This is a genomic window from Hansschlegelia sp. KR7-227 (assembly GCF_049446035.1).
Taxonomy (GTDB): Bacteria; Pseudomonadota; Alphaproteobacteria; order Rhizobiales; family Methylopilaceae; genus Methylopila.
This window is the reverse complement of sequence record NZ_JBMSEA010000002.1, coordinates 83998-103433: the sequence shown is the minus strand read 5'-3', so window position 1 is coordinate 103433 and position 19436 is coordinate 83998. Positions and strand designations below refer to the sequence as shown.

Annotated in this window: 20 protein-coding genes; 13 read left to right on the top strand and 7 right to left on the bottom strand. The window is 69.2% G+C overall.

Annotated features, from left to right (window positions below; all coding sequences use genetic code 11):
• Positions 1–46 precede the first annotated feature (46 nt).
• Both ACO2RJ_RS15990 and ACO2RJ_RS15985 read right to left on the bottom strand, forming a co-directional pair.
• Positions 47–367: a hypothetical protein gene (locus ACO2RJ_RS15990; RefSeq protein WP_423269120.1), complete on the bottom strand. Its 321-nt coding sequence runs from the start codon at positions 365–367 to the stop codon at positions 47–49.
• Entirely contained in the window at positions 364–2664 is a 2301-nt protein-coding gene (locus ACO2RJ_RS15985; RefSeq protein WP_423269119.1) for an FdhF/YdeP family oxidoreductase, read from the bottom strand. Before ACO2RJ_RS15985 ends, ACO2RJ_RS15990 begins: the two co-directional genes overlap by 4 nt.
• Before the next feature lie 442 nt (positions 2665–3106).
• Between ACO2RJ_RS15985 and ACO2RJ_RS15980 the strand changes: the two genes are divergently transcribed.
• Complete coding sequence (locus ACO2RJ_RS15980; RefSeq protein WP_423269118.1) at positions 3107–3853, top strand: YebC/PmpR family DNA-binding transcriptional regulator; 747 nt, start codon at positions 3107–3109, stop codon at positions 3851–3853.
• Between the two features lie 76 nt (positions 3854–3929).
• Here ACO2RJ_RS15980 and ACO2RJ_RS15975 read toward each other — a convergent pair whose 3' ends face one another.
• Together ACO2RJ_RS15975 and ACO2RJ_RS15970 are read right to left on the bottom strand one after the other, a co-directional pair.
• Positions 3930–4682 (bottom strand): TSUP family transporter, encoded by a 753-nt coding sequence (locus tag ACO2RJ_RS15975; RefSeq protein WP_423269117.1) that lies wholly within the window; start codon positions 4680–4682, stop codon positions 3930–3932.
• A gap of 119 nt (positions 4683–4801) precedes the next feature.
• Positions 4802–5134, bottom strand: a complete 333-nt coding sequence (locus ACO2RJ_RS15970; protein ID WP_423269116.1) for a hypothetical protein — start codon at positions 5132–5134, stop codon at positions 4802–4804.
• 160 nt (positions 5135–5294) lie between these two features.
• On the opposite strand from ACO2RJ_RS15970, the gene ACO2RJ_RS15965 reads away from it, so the two are divergent.
• The 3 genes from ACO2RJ_RS15965 to ruvA all read left to right on the top strand — a co-directional run bounded on the left by ACO2RJ_RS15965 (position 5295) and on the right by ruvA (position 7756).
• Positions 5295–6542 carry an Hsp70 family protein gene (locus ACO2RJ_RS15965; RefSeq protein WP_423269115.1) on the top strand — a complete coding sequence of 416 codons (1248 nt, stop codon included), beginning with the start codon at positions 5295–5297 and terminating at the stop codon, positions 6540–6542.
• Positions 6543–6620: 78 nt separating this feature from the next.
• Positions 6621–7139, top strand: coding sequence for a crossover junction endodeoxyribonuclease RuvC (ruvC, locus tag ACO2RJ_RS15960; RefSeq protein WP_423269114.1), 519 nt, complete (start codon positions 6621–6623; stop codon positions 7137–7139).
• Positions 7136–7756, top strand: coding sequence for a Holliday junction branch migration protein RuvA (gene ruvA / locus ACO2RJ_RS15955; RefSeq protein ID WP_423269113.1), 621 nt, complete (start codon positions 7136–7138; stop codon positions 7754–7756). Before ruvC ends, ruvA begins: the two co-directional genes overlap by 4 nt.
• A gap of 8 nt (positions 7757–7764) precedes the next feature.
• Here the strand turns inward: ruvA and ACO2RJ_RS15950 are convergent, their stop codons facing one another.
• A complete protein-coding gene (locus ACO2RJ_RS15950) occupies positions 7765–8814 on the bottom strand; it encodes a hypothetical protein (RefSeq protein ID WP_423269112.1) in 1050 nt (349 codons plus the stop codon).
• A 125-nt stretch (positions 8815–8939) separates the two neighbouring features.
• Between ACO2RJ_RS15950 and ruvB the strand changes: the two genes are divergently transcribed.
• Both ruvB and ybgC read left to right on the top strand, forming a co-directional pair.
• Positions 8940–9977, top strand: a complete 1038-nt coding sequence (gene ruvB, locus ACO2RJ_RS15945; protein ID WP_423269111.1) for a Holliday junction branch migration DNA helicase RuvB — start codon at positions 8940–8942, stop codon at positions 9975–9977.
• A gap of 4 nt (positions 9978–9981) precedes the next feature.
• Entirely contained in the window at positions 9982–10422 is a 441-nt protein-coding gene (gene ybgC / locus ACO2RJ_RS15940; protein ID WP_423269110.1) for a tol-pal system-associated acyl-CoA thioesterase, read from the top strand.
• Between the two features lie 55 nt (positions 10423–10477).
• On the opposite strand, the gene ACO2RJ_RS15935 is transcribed toward ybgC, so the two are convergent.
• Complete coding sequence (locus tag ACO2RJ_RS15935; RefSeq protein ID WP_423269109.1) at positions 10478–11317, bottom strand: S1 family peptidase; 840 nt, start codon at positions 11315–11317, stop codon at positions 10478–10480.
• A gap of 139 nt (positions 11318–11456) precedes the next feature.
• The gene (locus ACO2RJ_RS15930) at positions 11457–12224 is read right to left on the bottom strand and encodes a trypsin-like serine protease (RefSeq protein WP_423269108.1); all 768 of its coding nucleotides are present in this window, start codon (positions 12222–12224) and stop codon (positions 11457–11459) included.
• A gap of 269 nt (positions 12225–12493) precedes the next feature.
• On the opposite strand from ACO2RJ_RS15930, the gene tolQ reads away from it, so the two are divergent.
• The 7 genes from tolQ (at position 12494) to tilS (ending at position 19431) form a co-directional block, all read left to right on the top strand.
• A complete protein-coding gene (tolQ, locus tag ACO2RJ_RS15925) occupies positions 12494–13171 on the top strand; it encodes a protein TolQ (RefSeq protein WP_423269107.1) in 678 nt (225 codons plus the stop codon).
• Positions 13172–13174: 3 nt separating this feature from the next.
• The gene (tolR, locus tag ACO2RJ_RS15920; protein WP_423269106.1) at positions 13175–13624 is read left to right on the top strand and encodes a protein TolR; all 450 of its coding nucleotides are present in this window, start codon (positions 13175–13177) and stop codon (positions 13622–13624) included.
• Positions 13625–13634: 10 nt separating this feature from the next.
• Positions 13635–14891: a cell envelope integrity protein TolA gene (tolA, locus tag ACO2RJ_RS15915; RefSeq protein ID WP_423269409.1), complete on the top strand. Its 1257-nt coding sequence runs from the start codon at positions 13635–13637 to the stop codon at positions 14889–14891.
• A gap of 124 nt (positions 14892–15015) precedes the next feature.
• Complete coding sequence (tolB, locus tag ACO2RJ_RS15910) at positions 15016–16341, top strand: Tol-Pal system beta propeller repeat protein TolB (RefSeq protein ID WP_423269105.1); 1326 nt, start codon at positions 15016–15018, stop codon at positions 16339–16341.
• A gap of 296 nt (positions 16342–16637) precedes the next feature.
• A complete protein-coding gene (gene pal / locus ACO2RJ_RS15905) occupies positions 16638–17141 on the top strand; it encodes a peptidoglycan-associated lipoprotein Pal (RefSeq protein ID WP_423269104.1) in 504 nt (167 codons plus the stop codon).
• A gap of 123 nt (positions 17142–17264) precedes the next feature.
• Entirely contained in the window at positions 17265–18299 is a 1035-nt protein-coding gene (ybgF, locus tag ACO2RJ_RS15900) for a tol-pal system protein YbgF (RefSeq protein ID WP_423269103.1), read from the top strand.
• Positions 18300–18396: 97 nt separating this feature from the next.
• A complete protein-coding gene (gene tilS, locus ACO2RJ_RS15895) occupies positions 18397–19431 on the top strand; it encodes a tRNA lysidine(34) synthetase TilS (RefSeq protein ID WP_423269102.1) in 1035 nt (344 codons plus the stop codon).
• Positions 19432–19436 lie beyond the last annotated feature (5 nt).

Here is a 19436-nt window from a genome sequence, read left to right as displayed (position 1 = left end):
GCCTTCCTTCGGAGAGGGGCGGCGCTTGAGTTCCTGAATTCTGAGCTCAAGCGGCGATCAGGGTTCGCTCGCCGGCGAGCAGGCGGCGGCCGGACTCGGTCAGCGTGAGCCGGGTGCGTTGCGTCCGCGGGTCACGCGCAGTCGCCTCGACATATCCGGCGCCTTCGGCGAGCTCGCTCGCCGCGCGCAGCGCGAGCGCGTGGGCGATCCCGAACGCCTTCGCGAAGGCGCGCGTGTCGGCGATGACGCCATGGCCCAGCGCGACCAGCAGACCAGCGTCGAGCGGCGACAGCGCCGGCGCACGCGCGACGACCGCCTGGACCGCCGCCATGAAGTCGTCGGCGTCGAGCTCGGGATCGACGCTCACGCCGCGATCTCCCGGGGGCGGAACGTCACCATCACGGACTTCGAGAGCGGCGTGTCGGACTGGTCGCCCGCTTCCGAGAACGGCACGACCGTATTGAGCTCGGGATAGTAGCCGGCGACGCAACCGCGCGGGATGTCGTAGGCCACGAGCCGGAAATCCTCGGCGACGCGGTAGCGGCCGTCATCGTGCAGGCCGACCACGTCGACCCGACCGTTCGGCTCCGCGCCCATCGCCGCGATGTCCTCGGCGTTCGCGAACACGACGCGACGCTCGCCATAGACGCCGCGGTAGCGGTCGTCGTGGCCGTAGATGGTGGTGTTGTACTGGTCGTGGCTGCGGAACGTCTGCAGCACATAGGCGCCCGGGCGCCGCCGGGCCGCCTGATGCTCGATCTCGACGGGAAGCGCGGAATCCAGGAATTCGGCGCGCTTCGACGGCGTCTCCCAGATCCGCTCGGCGGCGGGGTTGCGCAGCCGGAAGCCGCGCGGCCGGCGGACGCGGACGTTGTAGTCCTCGAAGCCGGGGAGCACGCGCGAGATGTGGTCGCGGATGACGTCGTGGTCGGCGGCCATGCCCGCCCAGTCGATCGCGTCGCCGCCCACCGTCGCCGCTGCGATGCCGGCGATGATGGCGACCTCCGACAGCAGATGCGGCGAGGCCGGCTTGTTGATGCCGCCCGAGCCGTGAACCATGCTCATCGAATCCTCGACGGTCACGATCTGCGTCTTGCCCGCCGGGTTGCGGTCGATCTCGGTGCGGCCGAGGCAGGGCAGGAGATAGGCGACCTCGCCCACCGCGAGATGGCTGTGGTTCGGCTTGGTGGCGATCTGCACTGTCAGGCGACAGCGGCGGAGAGCCTCCGTCACGACCGCCGTGTCGGGCGTCGCGCGCGCGAAATTGCCGCCGAGGCCGATGAAGGCCTTCGAGCGGCCCTCGACCATCGCCGTGATGGCGGCCAGCACATTGTGGCCGGGCGCGCGCGGCAGGGAGACGCCGAACTCCCGCTCGAGCGCCGCCAGAAACCACTCGGGCGCCTGCTCGTTGATGCCGACGGTGCGGTCGCCCTGGACGTTCGAGTGGCCGCGCACGGGGCAGAGCCCCGCGCCCGGCCGGCCAATATGGCCGCGGAGCAGAAGCAGGTTCGCGATCTCGCGCACCGTGGCCACCGAATGGCGGTGCTGGGTGACGCCCATCGCCCAGGTGGCGATCACCCGCTCGGCGCCGAGATAGACCTCGGCCAGCGTCTCGATCTCGTCGCGCGTCAGGCCGGACTGGTCCTCGATGTCGCCCCAGCCGGTCGCGTCCACCATCGCGCGCCAGGCGTCGAGGCCGATCGTGTGCTCGGCGATGAACGTCTCGTCGAGCAGGCTCGGCTCGCCTGCGGCCTGCATAGCGGCGTCGCGCTCGAACACGATCTTCGCGACGCCGCGGATCGCGGCCATGTCGCCGCCGAGCTTGGGCTGGAAGTAGTGGCTCGCGATCGAGGTCGATCCGCCGCGCAGCATCTCGATCTTGGCCTGGGGGTCGGAGAAGCGTTCGAGCCCGCGCTCGCGCACGGGATTCAGCACCGCCACCCGTGCGCCGCGCTGGGCCGCCCGGCGCAGGTCGCCCAGCATCCGCGGATGGTTGGTGCCGGGGTTCTGGCCGATCACGATGATGGCGTCGGCGTGTTCGAAATCCTCGAGCTCGACGGTGCCTTTGCCGACGCCGATCGCCTGGACGAGGCCGATGCCGCTCGCCTCGTGGCACATGTTCGAGCAGTCCGGGAAATTGTTGGTGCCGTAGACCCGCGCGAACAGCTGATAAAGGAACGCGGCCTCGTTCGAGGCGCGGCCCGACGTGTAGAACTCCGCCTCGTTCGGGCTCGCCAGGGCGCGCAGTTCAGCGCCGATCTCGGCGAACGCCTGATGCCAGCCGACCGCCACATAGCGGTCTGTCACCGGGTTGTAGCGCATCGGCTGGGTCAGGCGGCCCTGGTTCTCGAGCTCGTAATCGCTCCAGCCGCGAAGTTCGCTCACGGTGTGATCGGCGAAGAAGGCGGGGGTCGCGCGCTTCTCCGTCGATTCCCACGCGACGGCCTTCACGCCGTTCTCGCAGAACTCAAAAGAGGAGCCGTGCTCAGGGTCTCCCCAAGCGCAGCCCGGACAATCAAATCCGTCCGGCTGATTGGCCTTGAGAAGCGCCTTGGCGCCGGTCAGCGCCGAGCCGCTCGCCAGCAGGTGTTTGCCGCAACTGCGAAGGGCGCCCCAGCCGCCGGCGGACTTGGACTTCTTCAGTGGTGGCGCGACTTGCGTCATAGATAATCTCGATTGATTTCGCGCGGGGCGTGGCGACGCGGTGCGAACCAGAGATACGCATGCAAACCCTCTTATGCACTGGTAAATGACTGATAATGACAGCGCATGGCTTGATCGAAGCTTGCGATCAGCGCTGGGATCTAAAATTGGAGCAACGCCAGAGCGATCAGAAATGGCGATCATTCTCTTGGGCATCGCTGTGGCCTCCGAAAGGGGAGTCCGATCGCGGCGCACTCGTCTTGTGCTCGTGATATCGCGGCGCAGCATGGCGCGTCCGCGCTGTGTGCATGGCTGGGCCATGGCGGACGCGGCCGGAAAGCAACTCGGAGACGGCTTTCTTTCGTCCGTCGGCGTCTTTATAAGGCCGGCTTCTCATCAGCGGACGTCCCGCCGCGCGCGCCCGAAGGGCGACCCGGGCGTCCGGACCAGCCGGAGCCCCGCCGTGGCAGGCCATTCCCAGTTCAAGAACATCATGCACCGCAAGGGCCGCCAGGACGCGGTCCGGGCGAAGCTGTTCTCGAAGCTCGCGCGCGAGATCACGGTGGCCGCCAAGGCCGGTCTGCCGGATCCGGACATGAACGCGCGCCTCCGGCTCGCGATCAACGCCGCCAAGGCGCAGTCGATGCCGAAGGACAACATCTCGCGCGCCATCAACAAGGCGTCGGGCGCCGACGGCGAGAATTACGAAGAGGTCCGCTATGAGGGGTACGGCCCCGGCGGCGTCGCCCTCATCGTCGAGGCGCTGACCGATAACCGCAACCGCACGGCGTCGGCGGTCCGCTCCTATTTCACGAAGTCCGGCGGCGCGCTGGGCGAGACCGGCTCGGTCGCCTTCATGTTCAACCGCGTGGGCGAGATCGTCTATCCCGCCAAGGCCGGCACCCCAGACGCCGTGCTCGAGGCCGCGATAGAGGCCGGGGCCGAGGACGTCGCCTCCGACGACGAGGCCCACGTCATCACCTGCGCCTTCGAGGATCTGAACGAGGCGTCGAAGGCGCTGGAGGCGACGCTCGGCGAGGCCGAGAGCGTCAAGGCCGTGTGGCGCCCGACGACGACGACCCCCCTCGACGAGGACAAGGCGGCGAGCCTGATGAAGCTCATCGACGCGCTGGACGAGGACGATGACGTCCAGAACGTCCATGGCAATTACGAGATCTCCGACGAGGTGATGGCGAAGCTGGAGGCCTGAGCGTCTGAGCCCGAGCGCGGTCCGCTTGTCAGGACGGCGCGTGGGCTGGAAGTCCGGCGGGCGTGCGCCCAGCGGACTAACGCCAGAGGGCGTCCCAAAGCGGCGTCGACAGCGCGGCGGCGAGGAAGATCACCCCATAGGCCGCGCGCCGGTAGCCGGCGTCGGTGGCGCCGACGAACCGGCGGGCGCCCAGAACGATGCCGAGCCCGTAGGCGGGACCCAACCAGATCGCGAGTCGCAGGACCTCCGCCGTCAGGAGTCCGGCCTTGAGCAGGGACGCGAAGGTCGCGAAGGACACCAGGGCGAACACCGCGATCATGTTGGCGCGGATCGCTCCGCGCTCGCCGGGTCCGGCCAACCAATAGGCGGCGATCGGCGCGCCGGAGATCTGCGCCGAGCCTCCGAGCACGCCCGCGACTGCGCCGACCCCGAGCGTCAGTGCGATGTGGGGACGGTCCCGGTACCGCAGCCCGCTCGCGAGCAGCGCAAGGGCGGCGGCGACCGCGATCGAAATCGCCCATCTCAACGCGACTGGATCGATCACGACCAGCGCATAGACGCCGACCGGCGTGAAGGCCGCCGTAGCCAACGCCATCGGCGCGACCTCGCCCCAGCTGCAGCGCTTGAACGCGCCGACAGCCATCGGGGCCATCAGGGCGGCGTCGATGAGACAGAAAACCGGCGTGGCGCGGGCGGGATCATACAGAGCCGAGATCAACGGCACGAAAATCAGGGCGCTGCCGAAGCCCGAGAAACCGCGCACGACTCCTGACAGCAGCGCGATGCCGATAGCGAGGGCGAGCGTCGCGTCGATGCCGGGTGAGACCACGCGCTGATCTAGCATTGCGCCGCAGGACGATCGAATCTTTCCCGCAGGGCTCTACGACGGTTGGCGCCGACTGAGTTGCGCAACCGCGGGGCGCTTCGTCCACTGGCGCGTGCGGCCGATCAGCAACCGGTCGCAAAACCGGACCGCCCGAAGGCGATGACGATCAGCATCGCCAGCGCCGATATCCAGATCGCCAAGCCTGCGGTTGCCGTGAATTCAATGCTGAGGATGATACAGCCGTCCTCTCGAGCGCGTTTGCCGGCGGCGTCGAGGCCCTTGGGCTGATCCCGCAATCCGGACGCACGGACGCGACCGCCCGTCAGCAGCGGAAGCAGAAGACGCGCCGTCCAATAGCCGACAAGACCGAGAAAGGCCTCGCCGAGGATTTCCGCCACGGCCCAGATCAACAGCCCGACGACGCATAGTCCGACAAGCGACAGCGTCTCTGTCATGCCTCTTCGCCTCGCGAGTCGGACGCCTGATGTGAAGTGGCGGGCGGCTGGTCCGATCGCAAGCTCAAGCCGCGTTGATCCTGAATCCTGATCCTCCCGGACTAGACGCCGAGGTTTTCGTCCGGCTAGGAGGTCCGCCCCCTTAAGAGCTCCGACTCCCATGACCGCCTGCGGCCTCGATTTCGGCACGTCCAACACCACGCTCGGCGTCGCCGTCGACGGCCGGCCCGAGCTCGCGCGGCTCGAGGGCGACGAATCCACCGTCCCGAGCGCGATCTTCTTCGCCCCTCAGGCCGCGCCAAAGATCGGGCGCGCCGCAATGTCGGCCTATCTCGACGGCGAGCCCGGCCGGTTGATGCGCAGCCTGAAATCCGTGCTGGGCACGTCTCTCATCGACGAGGCGACCCAGGTCGGGCGCGAGCGCGTCAAGTTCCGCGAGGTCATCGCCCGCTACCTCGCCGTGGTGAAGCGCCGCGCGGAGGCCGCGAGCGGCCAGGAGCTCGACGCCGTCGTCCATGGCCGGCCGGTGCATTTCGTCGACGGCGATCCGGAGGGCGACGCGCGGGCTGAAGCCGTCCTTCGGGACGTCGCGCATGCGCTCGGCTATCGGCACGTCTCGTTTCAGTATGAGCCGGTCGCGGCCGCCCTCGACTATGAGCGGACGCTTGCCAGCGAAGAGCTTGCGCTGATTGCCGACATCGGGGGCGGCACGTCGGATTTCTCCGTGGTGCGGCTCGGGCCAGACCGCCACGCTCGCGAGGACCGCTCCGCGGACATCCTCGCCAATGAAGGCGTGCGCGTCGGCGGGGTCGATTTCGACCGTCGGCTCAGCCTCGGCGCCGTGATGCCGTTGCTCGGATACCGCTCGCCGATGAAGCGGCGGGAGCTCGAGGCGCCTTCGAGCTACTTCCATGAACTGTCGACCTGGTCGGAGATCAACCGCCTCTATGACGGCCGCTCGGTGCGCCAGATCCGCGAGGTCCGCCGCGAATCCGCCCATCCCGAGTTGATCGACCGGCTGATCCGGGTGGTCGAGGACGAACGCGGCCACGGGCTCGCGGCCGAGGTCGAGGCGGCGAAGATCCGCCTCTCGGATGACAGCGAGACGGCGCTGGCGTTGAACTGGCTCGAGCCGGGGCTTTCGGCGGTGATGACCCGCGCCCGGATGGAGCGCGATACGGCGGCGCTTGCGGAGAAGATCGAGAACCGCATCATCCGCTGCCTCGCGGCCGCCGGCGTCGGCGCGGATGCGATCGACGCCGTGTTCCTCACCGGCGGCTCGACGCGGCTGCCGCATGTCCGCGCGGCGATCGTGAGAACCGTTCCGGACGCACCGGTGGTGGAGGGCGACATCTTCGGCGCCGTCGGTTCCGGCCTCACGATCGAAGCGATGCGCCGCTACGGCTGACGGCGCCCACGACGGAATTCGCGCCCGAGACCCGCGTTCCACTTGTGTTCCTTAAGCTTTGGATCGCTAGATCGCGGCATGAGCGCGCGTCCGATTCGTATCCTTGGCGTCGATCCCGGACTTCGGCGGACCGGATGGGGCGTCGTGATCGCCGAGGGGACGCGGCTGTCCTTCGTGGCCGCCGGCGTGATCGTGACGGACGAGACGCAGCCTCTCGCCGTCCGTCTCGCCGGGCTCCACGCCGGCCTCGTCGCGGTGCTTGCGGAGCACGTCCCTGACGAAGCGGCCGTGGAGGAGACCTTCGTCAACGTCAACGCCGCCTCCACGCTGAAGCTCGGGCAGGCGAGGGGGATCGCGATGCTCGTGCCGGCGCTCGCGGGCCTTAGCGTGGCGGAATACGCGCCGAACCTGATCAAGAAGACCGTCGTCGGCGCCGGCCACGCCGACAAGCGCCAGATCCAGGCGATGATCGCGGTGCTGTTGCCGAAGGCGATCGTGAAGGGACCTGACGCCGCCGACGCGCTCGCCATCGCCATCTGCCACGCCCAGCACCGCGGCGCGGCGGCGCGGCTCGCCGCATTGAGGGTCTCCGCATGATCGGAAAGCTCACCGGAACGGTCGACTCCGTCGGTCCGGACTGGGTCATCCTGGACGTCGGCGGCGTCGGCTATGTCGTGCATTGCTCGTCGAAGACGCTGGGCCGTCTGCCTAACGCGGGCGAGATTGCGCGGCTGTCGATCGAGACCCATGTCCGCGAGGATCGGATCCAGCTGTTCGGCTTCGTCGCCGATCTCGAGCGCGAGTGGTTCCGGCTGCTGAACACCGTCCAGGGCGTCGGGACCAAGGTCGCGCTTGGCGTGCTGTCGACGCTGGACGCCTCCGACCTCGCGACCGCGATCGCCCTGCAGGACAAGGCTGCGATCGCGCGCGCCCCGGGCGTCGGCCCGAAGGTCGCCGCGCGGATCGCCGCCGAGCTTCGCGACAAGGCCCCGCTGTTCGCCGATGTCGATCCCGGCTTCGCGCGGCTCGCCGGCGACATGGCCGAGGCGAGGGGCCCGGCGCCGGCGCGCGACGCGGTCTCGGCGCTGGTCAATCTCGGCTATGGCGGTCCGCAGGCGAGCGCCGCGATCGCGACGGCGATGAAGGCGCAGGGCGACGGAGCGACGACTGAGACGCTGATCCGAGGCGGGCTGAAGGAGCTCGCCAAGGGGTGAGCGACCCGTCAGGCGCCGCCGCGACGTCCCAAACCGAGCCGCTGCAGCAAAGAGCGGCCCAGGACGCGGTCGACGGCGTCGCGCGCCGCGTCCTCGATCTCGTCGCGGTCCCGCTTCGGGACGTCCGCGATCGTCATCGCATGGCGCGTCCGAGGCGCGCGGGAGACGTGATCGGACCAGCGCCCGCCCCAGGCGAGGCGCGCCACCTCGTCGTCGCCGGCCGCGAAGCGGCGCTCGATGCGCGCCGCGGCCGTTTCGTCGGGACCGAAGAACGGTCGCTCCGACCAGCCGCGCTCGGCCGCAACGGCTTCGAGCGCCTGGGCGAACCGAGGGTCTCCATAGGCCTCGACGCCACGCGCCGCGAGCGTCCGGGCGCCGAGCACGCCGGCGGCGATTGCCTTCGGCCCCGGCGTCGCGTTGCGGAAGGGCTTCGGATCGAAGCCCGAACGGTCGATGTCCGGACGGCCGAGGAGTTCGCAGAAGTCGGCCACGAGCGCGTCGCCGCCGACGGCCTCGAGCGGCCGGAGGGTAAACCTGAGATCATTCGCCGCGAGCAGGTTCCGGAACATCAGGCGATAGGAGAGGCGGGCCGGCGGATCGCTCAGAATCCGCTCCAGCCAGGCGTCGAACTCCTCCGTCATCCGCATGTTCTTGGCGTGCTGGGCGTAGAGGGCGCTGAGAAAGCTCGGGTGGTCGCGGACATAGGAGACCACGTGCAGGCGCATGCCGCGGCGGGCGAAGAAACCGCGCACGAAGGCGAGCCGCGGCGGGGCGGCGAGATGCTGGCAGATCGTCTCACGCGACAGGCAGAGATCGCCCTCGGTTTCAGCGAGCCGGCGGTCGAGCGCGATCCAGGGTTCGGTCGCCGGCTGCGCGGGATCGGTTTCGCCTCGCAGGCCGTCGGCGAGCTTCCGATGGGCCCGGACGATGTCGGGATAGCCGAGGTCGGGCACGTCCACGCCACGCGCGGCGAGCGCCGCGAGGCAGCTGGCGAGAAAGCCCTGAATCGTCGTGCTGCCGGTCTTCGGCGTGCCGATGTGGAGGAGGCAGGAGCGCAAGGCGTCAGACCGGTGGAATGCTGGTTCGGGAGGCTGCCGGGGCGCCTGGAGCGTCGGCGGCGGCCGGTTTCCACTCGGCCTCCGATACCGTATCACGAAGCCGTATCCAGCCACGCGAAGGCCGCATGACCGTAAGCCCGCTTCGCGACCCCGGCATCCGCGAGGACGACGCGCTCGACGCGTCGATCCGGCCGCAGACCCTCGCCGACTTCACCGGTCAGGCGCAGGCGCGCGAAAATCTCGCGGTGTTCATCAAGGCCGCGCGAGCGCGGGGAGAAGCGCTCGATCACGTGCTGTTCGCAGGGCCGCCCGGCCTCGGCAAGACCACGCTCGCGCAGATCGTCGCGCGCGAGCTCGGCGTCGGGTTCCGCGCGACGTCCGGGCCCGTCATCGCCAAGGCCGGCGACCTCGCGGCGCTGCTCACCAATCTGGAGGAGCGCGACGTCCTGTTCATCGATGAGATCCATCGCCTCAACCCGGCGGTCGAGGAAATCCTCTACCCCGCGATGGAGGATTTCCAGCTCGACTTGATCATCGGCGAAGGCCCTGCTGCGCGCTCCGTGCGCATCGATCTGTCGAAGTTCACTCTGGTCGGGGCCACGACCCGCGCCGGTCTGCTGACCACGCCGTTGCGCGACCGCTTCGGGATTCCGATCCGGCTCAATTTCTACACCGTCGAAGAGCTGGAGCTGATCGTCGCGCGTGGCGCCCGGGTGCTTGGCCTGCCGATGACGACGGACGGCGCGCGCGAGATCGCGCGGCGGGCGCGCGGCACGCCGCGGATCGCAGGTCGGCTCTTGCGGCGCGTGCGCGATTTCGTTTCGGTCGAGGGCGACGGCAAGGTCGATCGCGCCGCGGCCGATCGCGCGCTGAAGCTGCTCGACGTCGACGACCTGGGGCTCGACGCCATGGACCGCCGTTACCTCGCCTCGATCGCCATGAACTATGGCGGCGGGCCGGTCGGCGTCGAAACCATGGCGGCGGCGCTGTCGGAGCCGCGGGACGCGATCGAGGAGATCATCGAGCCCTATCTGCTGCAGCAGGGGTTCATCCAGCGGACGCCGCGCGGCCGCATGCTGACGGCGCGCGCCTATGCCCATCTCGGGCTTGCGGCGCCGACCTCCGCAGCCCAGATGCCGCTTTTCGACGGGGATGAGGACTGATCCTTTGACGGCAAGCCTGACCGACGGCCTCGGAGGCCGGATGGAGGGCGTGCGCCACGTGCTCACGCTGCGGATCTACTATGAAGACACGGATTTTTCGGGCGTGGTCTATCACGCGAGCTACCTGCGCTTCATGGAGCGGGGGCGCACCGAAATCCTGCGGGCGATCGATTTCGACCATCGCCGCCTGGCCGAGACGGTCGCCGAAGGCTTCGTCGTCCGCAGCCTGACGATCGACTATCTCAGGCCGGCCCGCATGGACGACGTGATCGCGGTCACAACCTGGGCGGAATCCGTCAAGGCTGCGTCGCTTACGCTCGTCCAGACGGTGACGCGTGACGGGGAGACGCTCGCGTCCGCGCGCGTGCTTTGCGCCTATCTTCGCGAGGGCCGGCCGGCGCGCATGCCGGCCCGCATGCGCGAGCAGATGCTCCGGACGGAATGACGCGCTCGACGTCAGCCGCGCCAGCTGGGACCGGCGGGACGCTGTCCTAGCTGGCTCAGCCGTTGTTGTGGTTTCCAGTCCAGAGCGCCTGACTGTCGTCGATCGGCGCGAACTCAGGCTGCGCCGCGCGCGAAAGCATGGTCCGGAAGGCGCGCGAGTCCGGATCGAGCACCGCCATGAACACGGTCGTGTTGCAGAGGTTCTTCTTCCGCACGATCGCGATGACCACGCCCCAAAGGCCGGAGGACGAGGCGACCGGGCCGCCGCTGTCGCCGCGGCAGATGGCCCCTTTGGCGACGCCGAGAGCGACCGCCGTCGGCCCGTCGGACACCACTTCCGCGGCCACCCGCGCGACGCGGAGCTGACCGCTGGTGTTCTCGTCGGCGGCGACATGCAGGCCAGCTCCCAATAGGACTGAACTCCGCTTGGCCGCCTCCAACGGGTTTCGGGCGATGGCGACCGGCGATCGGTTGGCCGGAGCGGGCTCTGCCAGCTTCAGGATCGCGAGATCCGCGCCCAGCATTTCGGGGCGGGGATCGTCGGCCGGCGCGCGGCCGGAAAAGTCGGGATGCAGCGCGCCGCCCTGAACCTGAATGGTCCCGGCGATGCGATTCGACCGGTCGAAAAACTGAGCGACGACGAGGCTGGGTCCGGTGAGGTCAGCGAGGCAATGACCAGCGGTCAGGACGAGATCCGGGGCGATCAGCACCCCGGTGCAGTTGCCGACTTGCGCGCGGTTGTGCCCCGACGGCGTGAGAGCGGTGATGAACACGGTCGCGCGCGCCAGGGGGTCGCTCCTGCGCGTGGGGGAGCCGCCGACCAGCGCCGACGCAGGAGCGCCGAGACCGACGGATAGTATCGCGGCCGCGCCGATACGCCATAAGCTTGATCGCATTCGCCTCACCCGTCTTCCCCGCAGTCGCGACGCAGAACTCGTCCGCACCATGGCACGCCGGGCGCCGACCCGTCCTGCGGGGGAGGGAGGCGACGCAAGGCGGGACGCCGTCTGTGTCCGTCGAGCGACAACGAGGGTTTCAGCGCGCTTGGACGGCGGCTCGCATCCGCCGGAACTCCTCGGACTGCGGGTCGACCGGCGCGATCACGATGCGTGCGCCGCATCCGCCCTTGGGCTGCAGCACAGCCGCGACGATCCCCCAGACGCGGCCGTCGCCGGCGGAGACCGGACCGCCGCTGTCGCCGCCGCACACGGTGGCCGCGGCGCTCGCGAAGGCGACCTGCGCGCCTTCGCCGGTCGCGAGCCGGATCGACGACAGGGTGACGCGCTTCATGCGGCCGCCCCGGCCGCCGGCCGCCGAGGCGCCGACGCCCGAGAACGAACCGCCTGCAATCGGCTCCTTCGGCGTTTCGGCGAGGGGCGCGGAGCCGGTCGCCAACGGACGCCCGAGCCTCAGCAGCGCGAGGTCGGCCGCGATCTCGCGGCGCCGCGTCGAGGGGTCCCCAGCCTGCCTTCGCCAGCCGATGACATGGCCGGGCCGGCGCGCGAAGGCCGCGACGGCCACGAAGGGCGGCTTCGGCGCCGCGCCGTCATAGGCGAACACCGCGACCTGCGACGGCTGAGTGATGGCGTCGAGACAGTGGCCCGCGGTCAGCACGAGGTCCGGCGCGATCGCGACGCCGGAGCATTCCGCGACCTTGGCCCGCCCGTCGCCCGTCGGAGTCACCGCCTGGACCGCGACCGTCGAAGCGGTTTGCGCGACGGCGGGCGCGGCGGCGAGGATGATCGCAAGGCTCGCCAGCCCCGCGATCAGCTGCGGCCGGCAACCGGTCCACGCGTCAGTCATCGATAGCCTCCGGCCGGACCCTGGCGCACATGGGTCCGGGCATATGGTGCGTCCGGGCCACAGCGCCGCTCGGTAACGCCGTCTTAACCTTGACGAGCCATGAACAAGCAAGCCCTGCGGGATCGGGTCGCAGTTTCAACACATTGGCGCGCCAGTAGCGCGGTCGCTCCGAGCCTTGGGTCGAGACGTGCGGCGCCGGCGGCCGACAGCCGCGGCGCGCGTGGTCGGCGATTGCGGCTTCGGTCGCGAAGACGGGAGACGACCTGACGATGCCCACGCCCGACATGTCCCTGTTGGGCCTGTTCCTGCAGGCCCATTTCGTCGTGAAGTTCGTCATGCTCGGACTTCTGGCGTCCTCGGTGTGGTGCTGGGCGATCGTCGTCGACAAGCAGCTGCTGTTTACGCGCAACAAGCGCAACATGGACAAGTTCGAGAAAATCTTCTGGTCCGGCCAGAGCCTCGAGGAGCTGTACCGCTCGCTGCTGAACCGCCCGAACTCGGCGATGGCCGCGCTGTTCGTGGCCGCCATGCGGGAGTGGAAGCGCTCCTACGAAAGCGGCGGCAAGTCGATCGCAGGCCTGCAGCAGCGCATCGACAAGGTGCTCGACGTCACCATCGCCCGCGAGGTCGAGCGGCTGGAATCCAAATTGCTCGTGCTCGCCACGGTTGGGTCGGCCGGCCCCTTCATCGGTCTGTTCGGCACGGTTTGGGGCATCATGACGTCGTTCCAGTCGATCGCCGCCTCGAAAAACACCTCGCTCGCGGTGGTCGCGCCGGGCATCGCCGAGGCGCTGTTCGCGACCGCGATCGGGCTCGTCGCCGCCATTCCGGCCGTGATCTTCTACAACAAGTTCTCCAACCAGGTGACGCGCCAGGCGAGCCGTATGGAGGGCTTCGCCGACGAGTTCTCCGCGATCCTGTCGCGCCAGATCGACGAGCGGGCCTGACCCATGGGCATGAGCGCGGGAGGCGGCGGATCGGGATCTCACGGCGCGCGCCGGCGCCGCCGCACCAACGTCATGTCCGAGATCAACGTGACGCCGATGGTCGACGTCATGCTTGTCCTGCTGATCATCTTCATGGTGGCGGCGCCGCTGCTGACCGTAGGCGTCCCGGTCGACCTTCCCCAGACGTCGGCGAACCCGCTGAACGAAGAGAAGGAGCCTTTGACGATCTCGATCAACACGCAGGGCGAAGTGTTCTTGCAGGAGACGCCGATCGCCATCGACGAGATCGCGCCGCGCCTCATTGCCATCACGAATTCTGGCTACGAGGAACGGATCTACGTCCGGGGCGACCGCAACGTGAACTACGGCCAGGTGATGAAGGTAATGGGCGCGCTCAACGGCGCCGGCTTCCGCCGCGTCGCGCTCATCAGCGAGCTGGAGCAGGGGAGCTGACGCCTTGAAGGTGCGTCCCGGGCTCGTCGTCTCCTCCACCGCGCACGTCCTCGTGCTGGCATGGGGATTCCTCAATCTGAGTTCTGCGACGCCCTTCGAAGTGGCGCCGACCGAGGCGCTGCCGATCGAGATCCTGACCCCTCAGGAATTCGACGCCATGACCAAGGGGTCGAAGACCTCGAAGACGGTCGATGCGCCGAAACAGAAGACCGAGGAGGTCGCGGCCGCCGAGTCCGATCCCGTCGACGACGACACGCCCGTCGCCAAGGAAGAGGTGAAGGCGCCTCCGCCTCCGCCGGCTCCCGCGCCCGCGCAGGCCGAAGCGCCTCCGAAGCCCAAGCCCGCCGAGCCCGACGCCGCGAAGGTCGCGGCCGAGAAGGCCGCGCAGGCCGCGAAAGCTGAAGCGGAGAAGGCCGAGAAGGCCGAGAAGGCGGAAAAGGCCGAGAAGGCGGCGCAGGAGAAGGCGGTCGCTGAAAAGGCGGCCAAGGCCGCCGCCGAAAAAGCCACGGCTGAGAAGGCGGAGAAGCTCGCCCAGGCCGCCGAGGCCGAGAAGCTCGCCAAAGCCGAGGCGGAAAAGGACGCGCAGGCGAAGGCCGCCGCTGAAAAGGCCGCCAAGGCGGAAGCGGAGAAGGCCGCCAAGGAGAAGGCCGAGAAACTCGCGAAGGCCGAAGCCGAGAAGGCGGCCAAGGAAAAGGCGGAAGCCGAAAAGCTCGCGAAGGCGGAGGCCGAGAAGGCCGCCAAGGAGAAGGCCGAGAAACTGGCTAAGGCCGAAGCGGCCAAGGCGGCGGAGCGCAAGTTCGACCCGTCCAAGATCGCAAGCCTGCTCGGCGAGAAAAAGTCTGCGAGTCAAAGCGCGTTGAAGGACATCCGCGAGCCCAGCCGCAAGGCCGCGACCGGCCGCGAGGCCGCGCCTGAGACGACAGCCGGCACCAGCCGCGGAACGGCGAGCAAGCTCTCCATGTCCGCGCGGGTCGGAATCGACAACGCGGTGCGCGAGCAGGTCATGCAGTGCTGGAACCCGCCCGTCGGCTCCTCGAACGCCGAAAGCCTCGCGGTCAAAGTGCAGTTCACGCTGACGCCCGACGGCGAGATCGAGGCCGGCCCGAAGGTCACGAACTCTTCGTCGAACCCGGCGTTCCGAGCCGCGGCGGACGCGGCGACCCGCGCGGTTCGCCGCTGCGCGCCATTGAGGCTGCCGGCCGACGCCTATGACTACTGGCGAACGGTCAACATCAATTTCGATCCCAAGGACATGATCGGCGGATGAACGTCGCCTTGGCTTCGCCGCACTGGGCAGGCACTGCGCAGACCGTCGGCGGCGCCGCCCCTCGTGATTTTCCTGGCTTCGTCCGTCCACCGGCGAAGCCCCGCGCCCCATCCGGAAGAGCCCGATGACGCTTTCGATCCGCCCTCTGATCCGCGCCGCCGCCCTCGCGGCCCTCGCGTTCGCCGCCGTCGCCGCGCCGTTGGCGGAGCCGGCCCGCGCGGAGGTGTCGATCGACATCAACCAGGGCAACGTCCAGCCTTTGCCGATCGCGATCCCGGACTTTCTGGCGAATGGCGGCGATCCTCAGCTTGCGCGCGACATCGCCGGCGTGATCGAGGCCGACCTCAAGCGCTCGGGTCTGTTCGCGCCGATCGACAAGCGCGCCTTCATCGAAAAGATCTCGAACTTCGACGCGCCGCCACGCTTCGGCGACTGGCGCATCATCAACGCGCAGGCGCTGGTGACCGGGCAGGTCGTCCGGCAGAGCGACGGACGGATCCGCACCGAGTTCCGGCTGTGGGACGTGTTCGTGGGCAACCAGCTCGACGGGCAGCAGTTCTTCACCGACAAGAACTGGCGGCGCGTGGCGCATCTGATCGCCGACATGATCTATGAGCGGCTGACCGGCGAGAAGGGCTATTTCGACACCCGGGTGGTCTACGTCGCCGAGAGCGGCCCGAAGGACAAGCGCATCAAGCGCCTCGCCATCATGGACCAGGACGGCTTCAACTCGCGCTACATCACCGCCGGCGACGAACTGGTGCTGACCCCCCGCTTCAGCCCGACCTCGCAAGAGATCACGTACATGTCCTTCGGGCGGGGCGACCCGCGCGTCTATCTTCTGAACATCGAGACCGGCCAGCGCGAACAGGTCGGCAATTTTCCCGGCATGACCTTCTCGCCGCGGTTCTCGCCCGACGGCCAGAAGGTGATCATGAGCCTGCAGCAGGGCGGCGACTCCAACCTCTACAGCATGGACCTGCGTTCGCGAGCGACGACCCGACTGACGGACTCGGGGGCGATCGACACCTCGCCGTCCTATTCGCCCGATGGGACGCAGATCGCGTTCGAAAGCGACCGGGGCGGCAACCAGCAGATCTACAAAATGAGCGCCGGCGGCGGCGGCGCGCAGCGCATCTCCTTCGGAGAGGGGCGCTACTCGACGCCGGTCTGGTCGCCGCGCGGCGACCTCATCGCCTTCACCAAGCAGCACGCCGGCAAGTTCGCGATCGGCGTGATGCGCCCCGACGGCTCCGGCGAGCGCATCCTCACCGAGGGCTTCCACAACGAAGGCCCGACCTGGGCGCCGAACGGCCGCGTGCTGATGTTCTTCCGCGATCAGGGCGCCGGCCCGAAGATCTATTCGATCGACATCACCGGCCGCAACGAGCAGCTGGTTCAGACCCCCGGCTTCGGCTCCGACCCCGCTTGGTCCCCGCTGCTGAACTGACGCCTCGCAAGCCTGGCCCCCGTCCACGAACGGCTTGACGAACGTCCCACTTCGAGCGTCCCGCCCGAAGGATGCGGACGTCGCCCTCATGTGGCGGATCCGACTCACCTCTTCGTGAAACCGGCGAGCGGCGCGCGCCGGCCTTGTTTGCGCCGCCTTGCCGGGTCATCCCGGAGCGACGGGAACATCGCGAAATAAAGCCTTCTTTAAGCCTAACGGAACCTTCGGTTAACGGGGAGACTGCTATGGATTTCGCAACCGACAGCCACAAGGAGTCATCGGGGATGTTGCGTACCATGCGTATCGCCACGGGCGGCAAGCTCGCCGCAGCCATCTGCGCCACGCTGCTGCTCGCAGCCTGCGCGAAGAAGGGTTCGGGAATGGACGGCGCCGACGGATACGGCGCAGGCGGCGGCCGCGGCGGCCCTCCCGGCAGCCAGCAGGACTTCGTCGTGAACGTCGGAGACCGCGTGTTCTTCGAGACGGACTCGACCGAGCTTACCTCCACCGCCCGTTCGACGCTCGACAAGCAGGCCCAGTGGCTGTCGAGATACCCGAAATATTCGATCCTCATCGAAGGTCACGCCGACGAGCGCGGCACGCGCGAATACAACTTCGCGCTTGGCGCCCGTCGCAGCCAGACCACCCGCGACTATCTCGCCGCCCGCGGCGTGAGCGCGGGCCGCATACGCACCACCTCCTACGGCAAGGAGCGTCCGGTGGCGGTGTGCGACGACATCTCCTGCTGGTCGCAGAACCGGCGCGCGGTCACCGCGCTCGGCGGCGCCAGCGGCTCCTGAACGAGCGCAGACCCGGCGGTCGGCGGCCAAAACTGGCGCCGGCCGCCGGAATCGGACAAAATTCGGTCGAACTCCACAGCTACTTGCTGAGGCCCACCGTCTCGGCACGGAACGTTCAGGTTCATGTCCATCGCTCGTAAGCCCGCTCTGGTCCGACGCCTCGCGCTCGGCGCCGCGATGCTTTGCGGAGGCGCCGCGCCGGCGCTTGCGCAATCCGCCGCCGATCCCGCGCCAAGCTGGATGGAGCGCCGGGTCGACGGCCTCGAGCGCGGCCTCGCCTTCTTTGGCGGCCGGGAGGAGCGCGCCCCGCAAACCTACGTCCAGCCGGCGCAGTCCTCGTCGCTCGCCGACATCGCCGTCCGGCTCGACCGGCTCGAGAACCAGATGCGCCAGCTCAACGGCCGCATCGAAGAGATGCAGTTCCAGGTGAAGCGGAACGACGACGCGCTGAAGCGCTTCCAGGGCGACGTCGACTTTCGCATTCAGGATCTGGAGAGCGGCAAGGCTGGCGGCGCGTCCAAGTCGCGCCGCGGCGACGCCGGCGAGTCGTCGTCCACGTCCGGGGCCTCGCGGAGCTCCGACAGTAGCCTCGGCGCTCCTCCAAGCACGCTCGGCGCCTCCCGTTCGGGCGACGGCGATTCGATCGGCGGTTTGATCGACGAGCCGGGCGACGACCCGAACGCCCCGATGAGCATCCGCCCGCCGGGCGTTGGCCGCGACTCGGGAGACGCGGGCCGCATGGCGTCGCGGGACGCGGGCTCCTATGGCGGCGTCACTGCAGGCACGGGCAGCGCGCGGGACCAGTTCGATCTCGGCGTCGGCTTCGTGCAGCGCCGCGATTACGGGCAGGCCGAAGCCACGTTCCGGGACTTCATCAGTCAGAATCCCAAGGACGCTAAGGTGCCGGAGGCGCGGTACTGGCTGGGCGAAAGCTTCTACCAGCGCAAGAAGTACACCGACGCCGCCGACGCCTTCCTGACGACCTATCGCGACTCTCCCCAGTCTCCGAAGGCGCCGGAAAGCATGCTGAAGCTCGGCATGTCGCTCAACGGCATGGGCGAGAAGGAACAGGCCTGCGCGACCATCGCCGAGGCCGGCCGGAAATACTCGCGCATCAAGGCGCAGTCCGACCGCGAGCTGAAGCGGCTCTCCTGCTGACGGCGCTCGACGGGCGAAGTCCCGGCTTGAACGTCCCGAACCTCGGCATGGCGGACCCCGCCGCTCCGACGGCGGACCACAAGCGGCGGCTCTTGCGATGCGCGAGACTTCGATCTTCGATAACGGCGCAGCGCTCTCGGGGGCCGAGGCCGACGCGCTGTTCGACGCGTCCTTCGCCGGCGCGCGCAGCGTCCTGCTCGCGGTGTCCGGCGGACCGGACTCGACCGCGCTGCTCGCGCTCGCAGCCGAATGGGCCGGGACCGGCGAGGCGCGGCCCGCTCTCTTCGTGGCGACGGTCGATCACGGCCTGAGGGCTCAATCCTCCGTCGAGGCGGCGTCCGTGGCGGCGCTCTCGGCGCGCTTCGGTCTGCCGCATGGCAGGCTTTTCGCGCCGATCGACGGGGCGCTTCCAGGCGTCGAGGCGCGCGCGCGCGACGCTCGTTACGCCGCGTTGTGCCGACACGCTGCGGATCTCGGCGCGGACGCGTTCGCGACCGCCCACACGCTGGACGACCAGGCCGAGACGGTGCTGATGCGGCTCGCCGCCGGCAGCGGACCCGGCGGGCTCGCCGCGATGCGGCCGAGCGCGCTCAAAGGCGACCTCATCCATCTCCGTCCGTTTCTCGACATCCCCAAGGCGCGCCTTCTGGCGTGCCTGCGGGAACGCGGGCTCGGCTGGGCTGAGGACGACATGAACGGCGACCGGCGCTTCGCCCGAGCCCGTCTGCGCGCCGCGCGGAGAACGCTGGCGCGCGAGGGCCTCACCGCCAGACGGCTCGGCCGGCTCGCCAGACGACTGGCGCGCGTCGAGGACGCCTTGGAGGAGGCCACGGCGCAGGCGGCGGCGGAGCATCTTCGCGTCGAAGGCGCGCGCTGTGTGATCGGCCCGGCGGCGGCGGCGCTGCCCGACGAGATCCGGCTCCGCCTGCTCGGGCAGGCGATCGAGCGGGCTGGCGGCGGACGGATGCGGCTGGAGCGTCTCGAACGTCTGGCGGGACGCGTGTTCTGCGAGCCGTCGGGGGTCGGCACGCTGGCCGGAGCGCGCGTCGCGTGGAATTCAGGCGGGACCGTCGTCGTGGCGCCCGCGCCGCCGCGAAGGGCGCATGGCGCCCGGACGTCCGCGGAGCTATGAAGCCG

Bases quoted from the DNA above. Each gene is read 5' to 3' on its own strand.
- ruvC (WP_423269114.1), top strand. From the start codon at position 6,621: ATGAGCGCGCGTCCGATTCGTATCCTTGGCGTCGATCCCGGACTTCGG.
- pal (WP_423269104.1), top strand. From the start codon at position 16,638: ATGCGTATCGCCACGGGCGGCAAGCTCGCCGCAGCCATCTGCGCCACG.
- tolR (WP_423269106.1), top strand. From the start codon at position 13,175: ATGGGCATGAGCGCGGGAGGCGGCGGATCGGGATCTCACGGCGCGCGC.
- ruvA (WP_423269113.1), top strand. From the start codon at position 7,136: ATGATCGGAAAGCTCACCGGAACGGTCGACTCCGTCGGTCCGGACTGG.
- ACO2RJ_RS15930 (WP_423269108.1), bottom strand. From the start codon at position 12,224: ATGACTGACGCGTGGACCGGTTGCCGGCCGCAGCTGATCGCGGGGCTG.
- ruvB (WP_423269111.1), top strand. From the start codon at position 8,940: ATGACCGTAAGCCCGCTTCGCGACCCCGGCATCCGCGAGGACGACGCG.
- tilS (WP_423269102.1), top strand. From the start codon at position 18,397: ATGCGCGAGACTTCGATCTTCGATAACGGCGCAGCGCTCTCGGGGGCC.
- ACO2RJ_RS15985 (WP_423269119.1), bottom strand. From the start codon at position 2,664: ATGACGCAAGTCGCGCCACCACTGAAGAAGTCCAAGTCCGCCGGCGGC.
- ACO2RJ_RS15935 (WP_423269109.1), bottom strand. From the start codon at position 11,317: ATGCGATCAAGCTTATGGCGTATCGGCGCGGCCGCGATACTATCCGTC.
- tolB (WP_423269105.1), top strand. From the start codon at position 15,016: ATGACGCTTTCGATCCGCCCTCTGATCCGCGCCGCCGCCCTCGCGGCC.
- ybgF (WP_423269103.1), top strand. From the start codon at position 17,265: ATGTCCATCGCTCGTAAGCCCGCTCTGGTCCGACGCCTCGCGCTCGGC.
- ACO2RJ_RS15965 (WP_423269115.1), top strand. From the start codon at position 5,295: ATGACCGCCTGCGGCCTCGATTTCGGCACGTCCAACACCACGCTCGGC.
- ACO2RJ_RS15970 (WP_423269116.1), bottom strand. From the start codon at position 5,134: ATGACAGAGACGCTGTCGCTTGTCGGACTATGCGTCGTCGGGCTGTTG.
- tolQ (WP_423269107.1), top strand. From the start codon at position 12,494: ATGCCCACGCCCGACATGTCCCTGTTGGGCCTGTTCCTGCAGGCCCAT.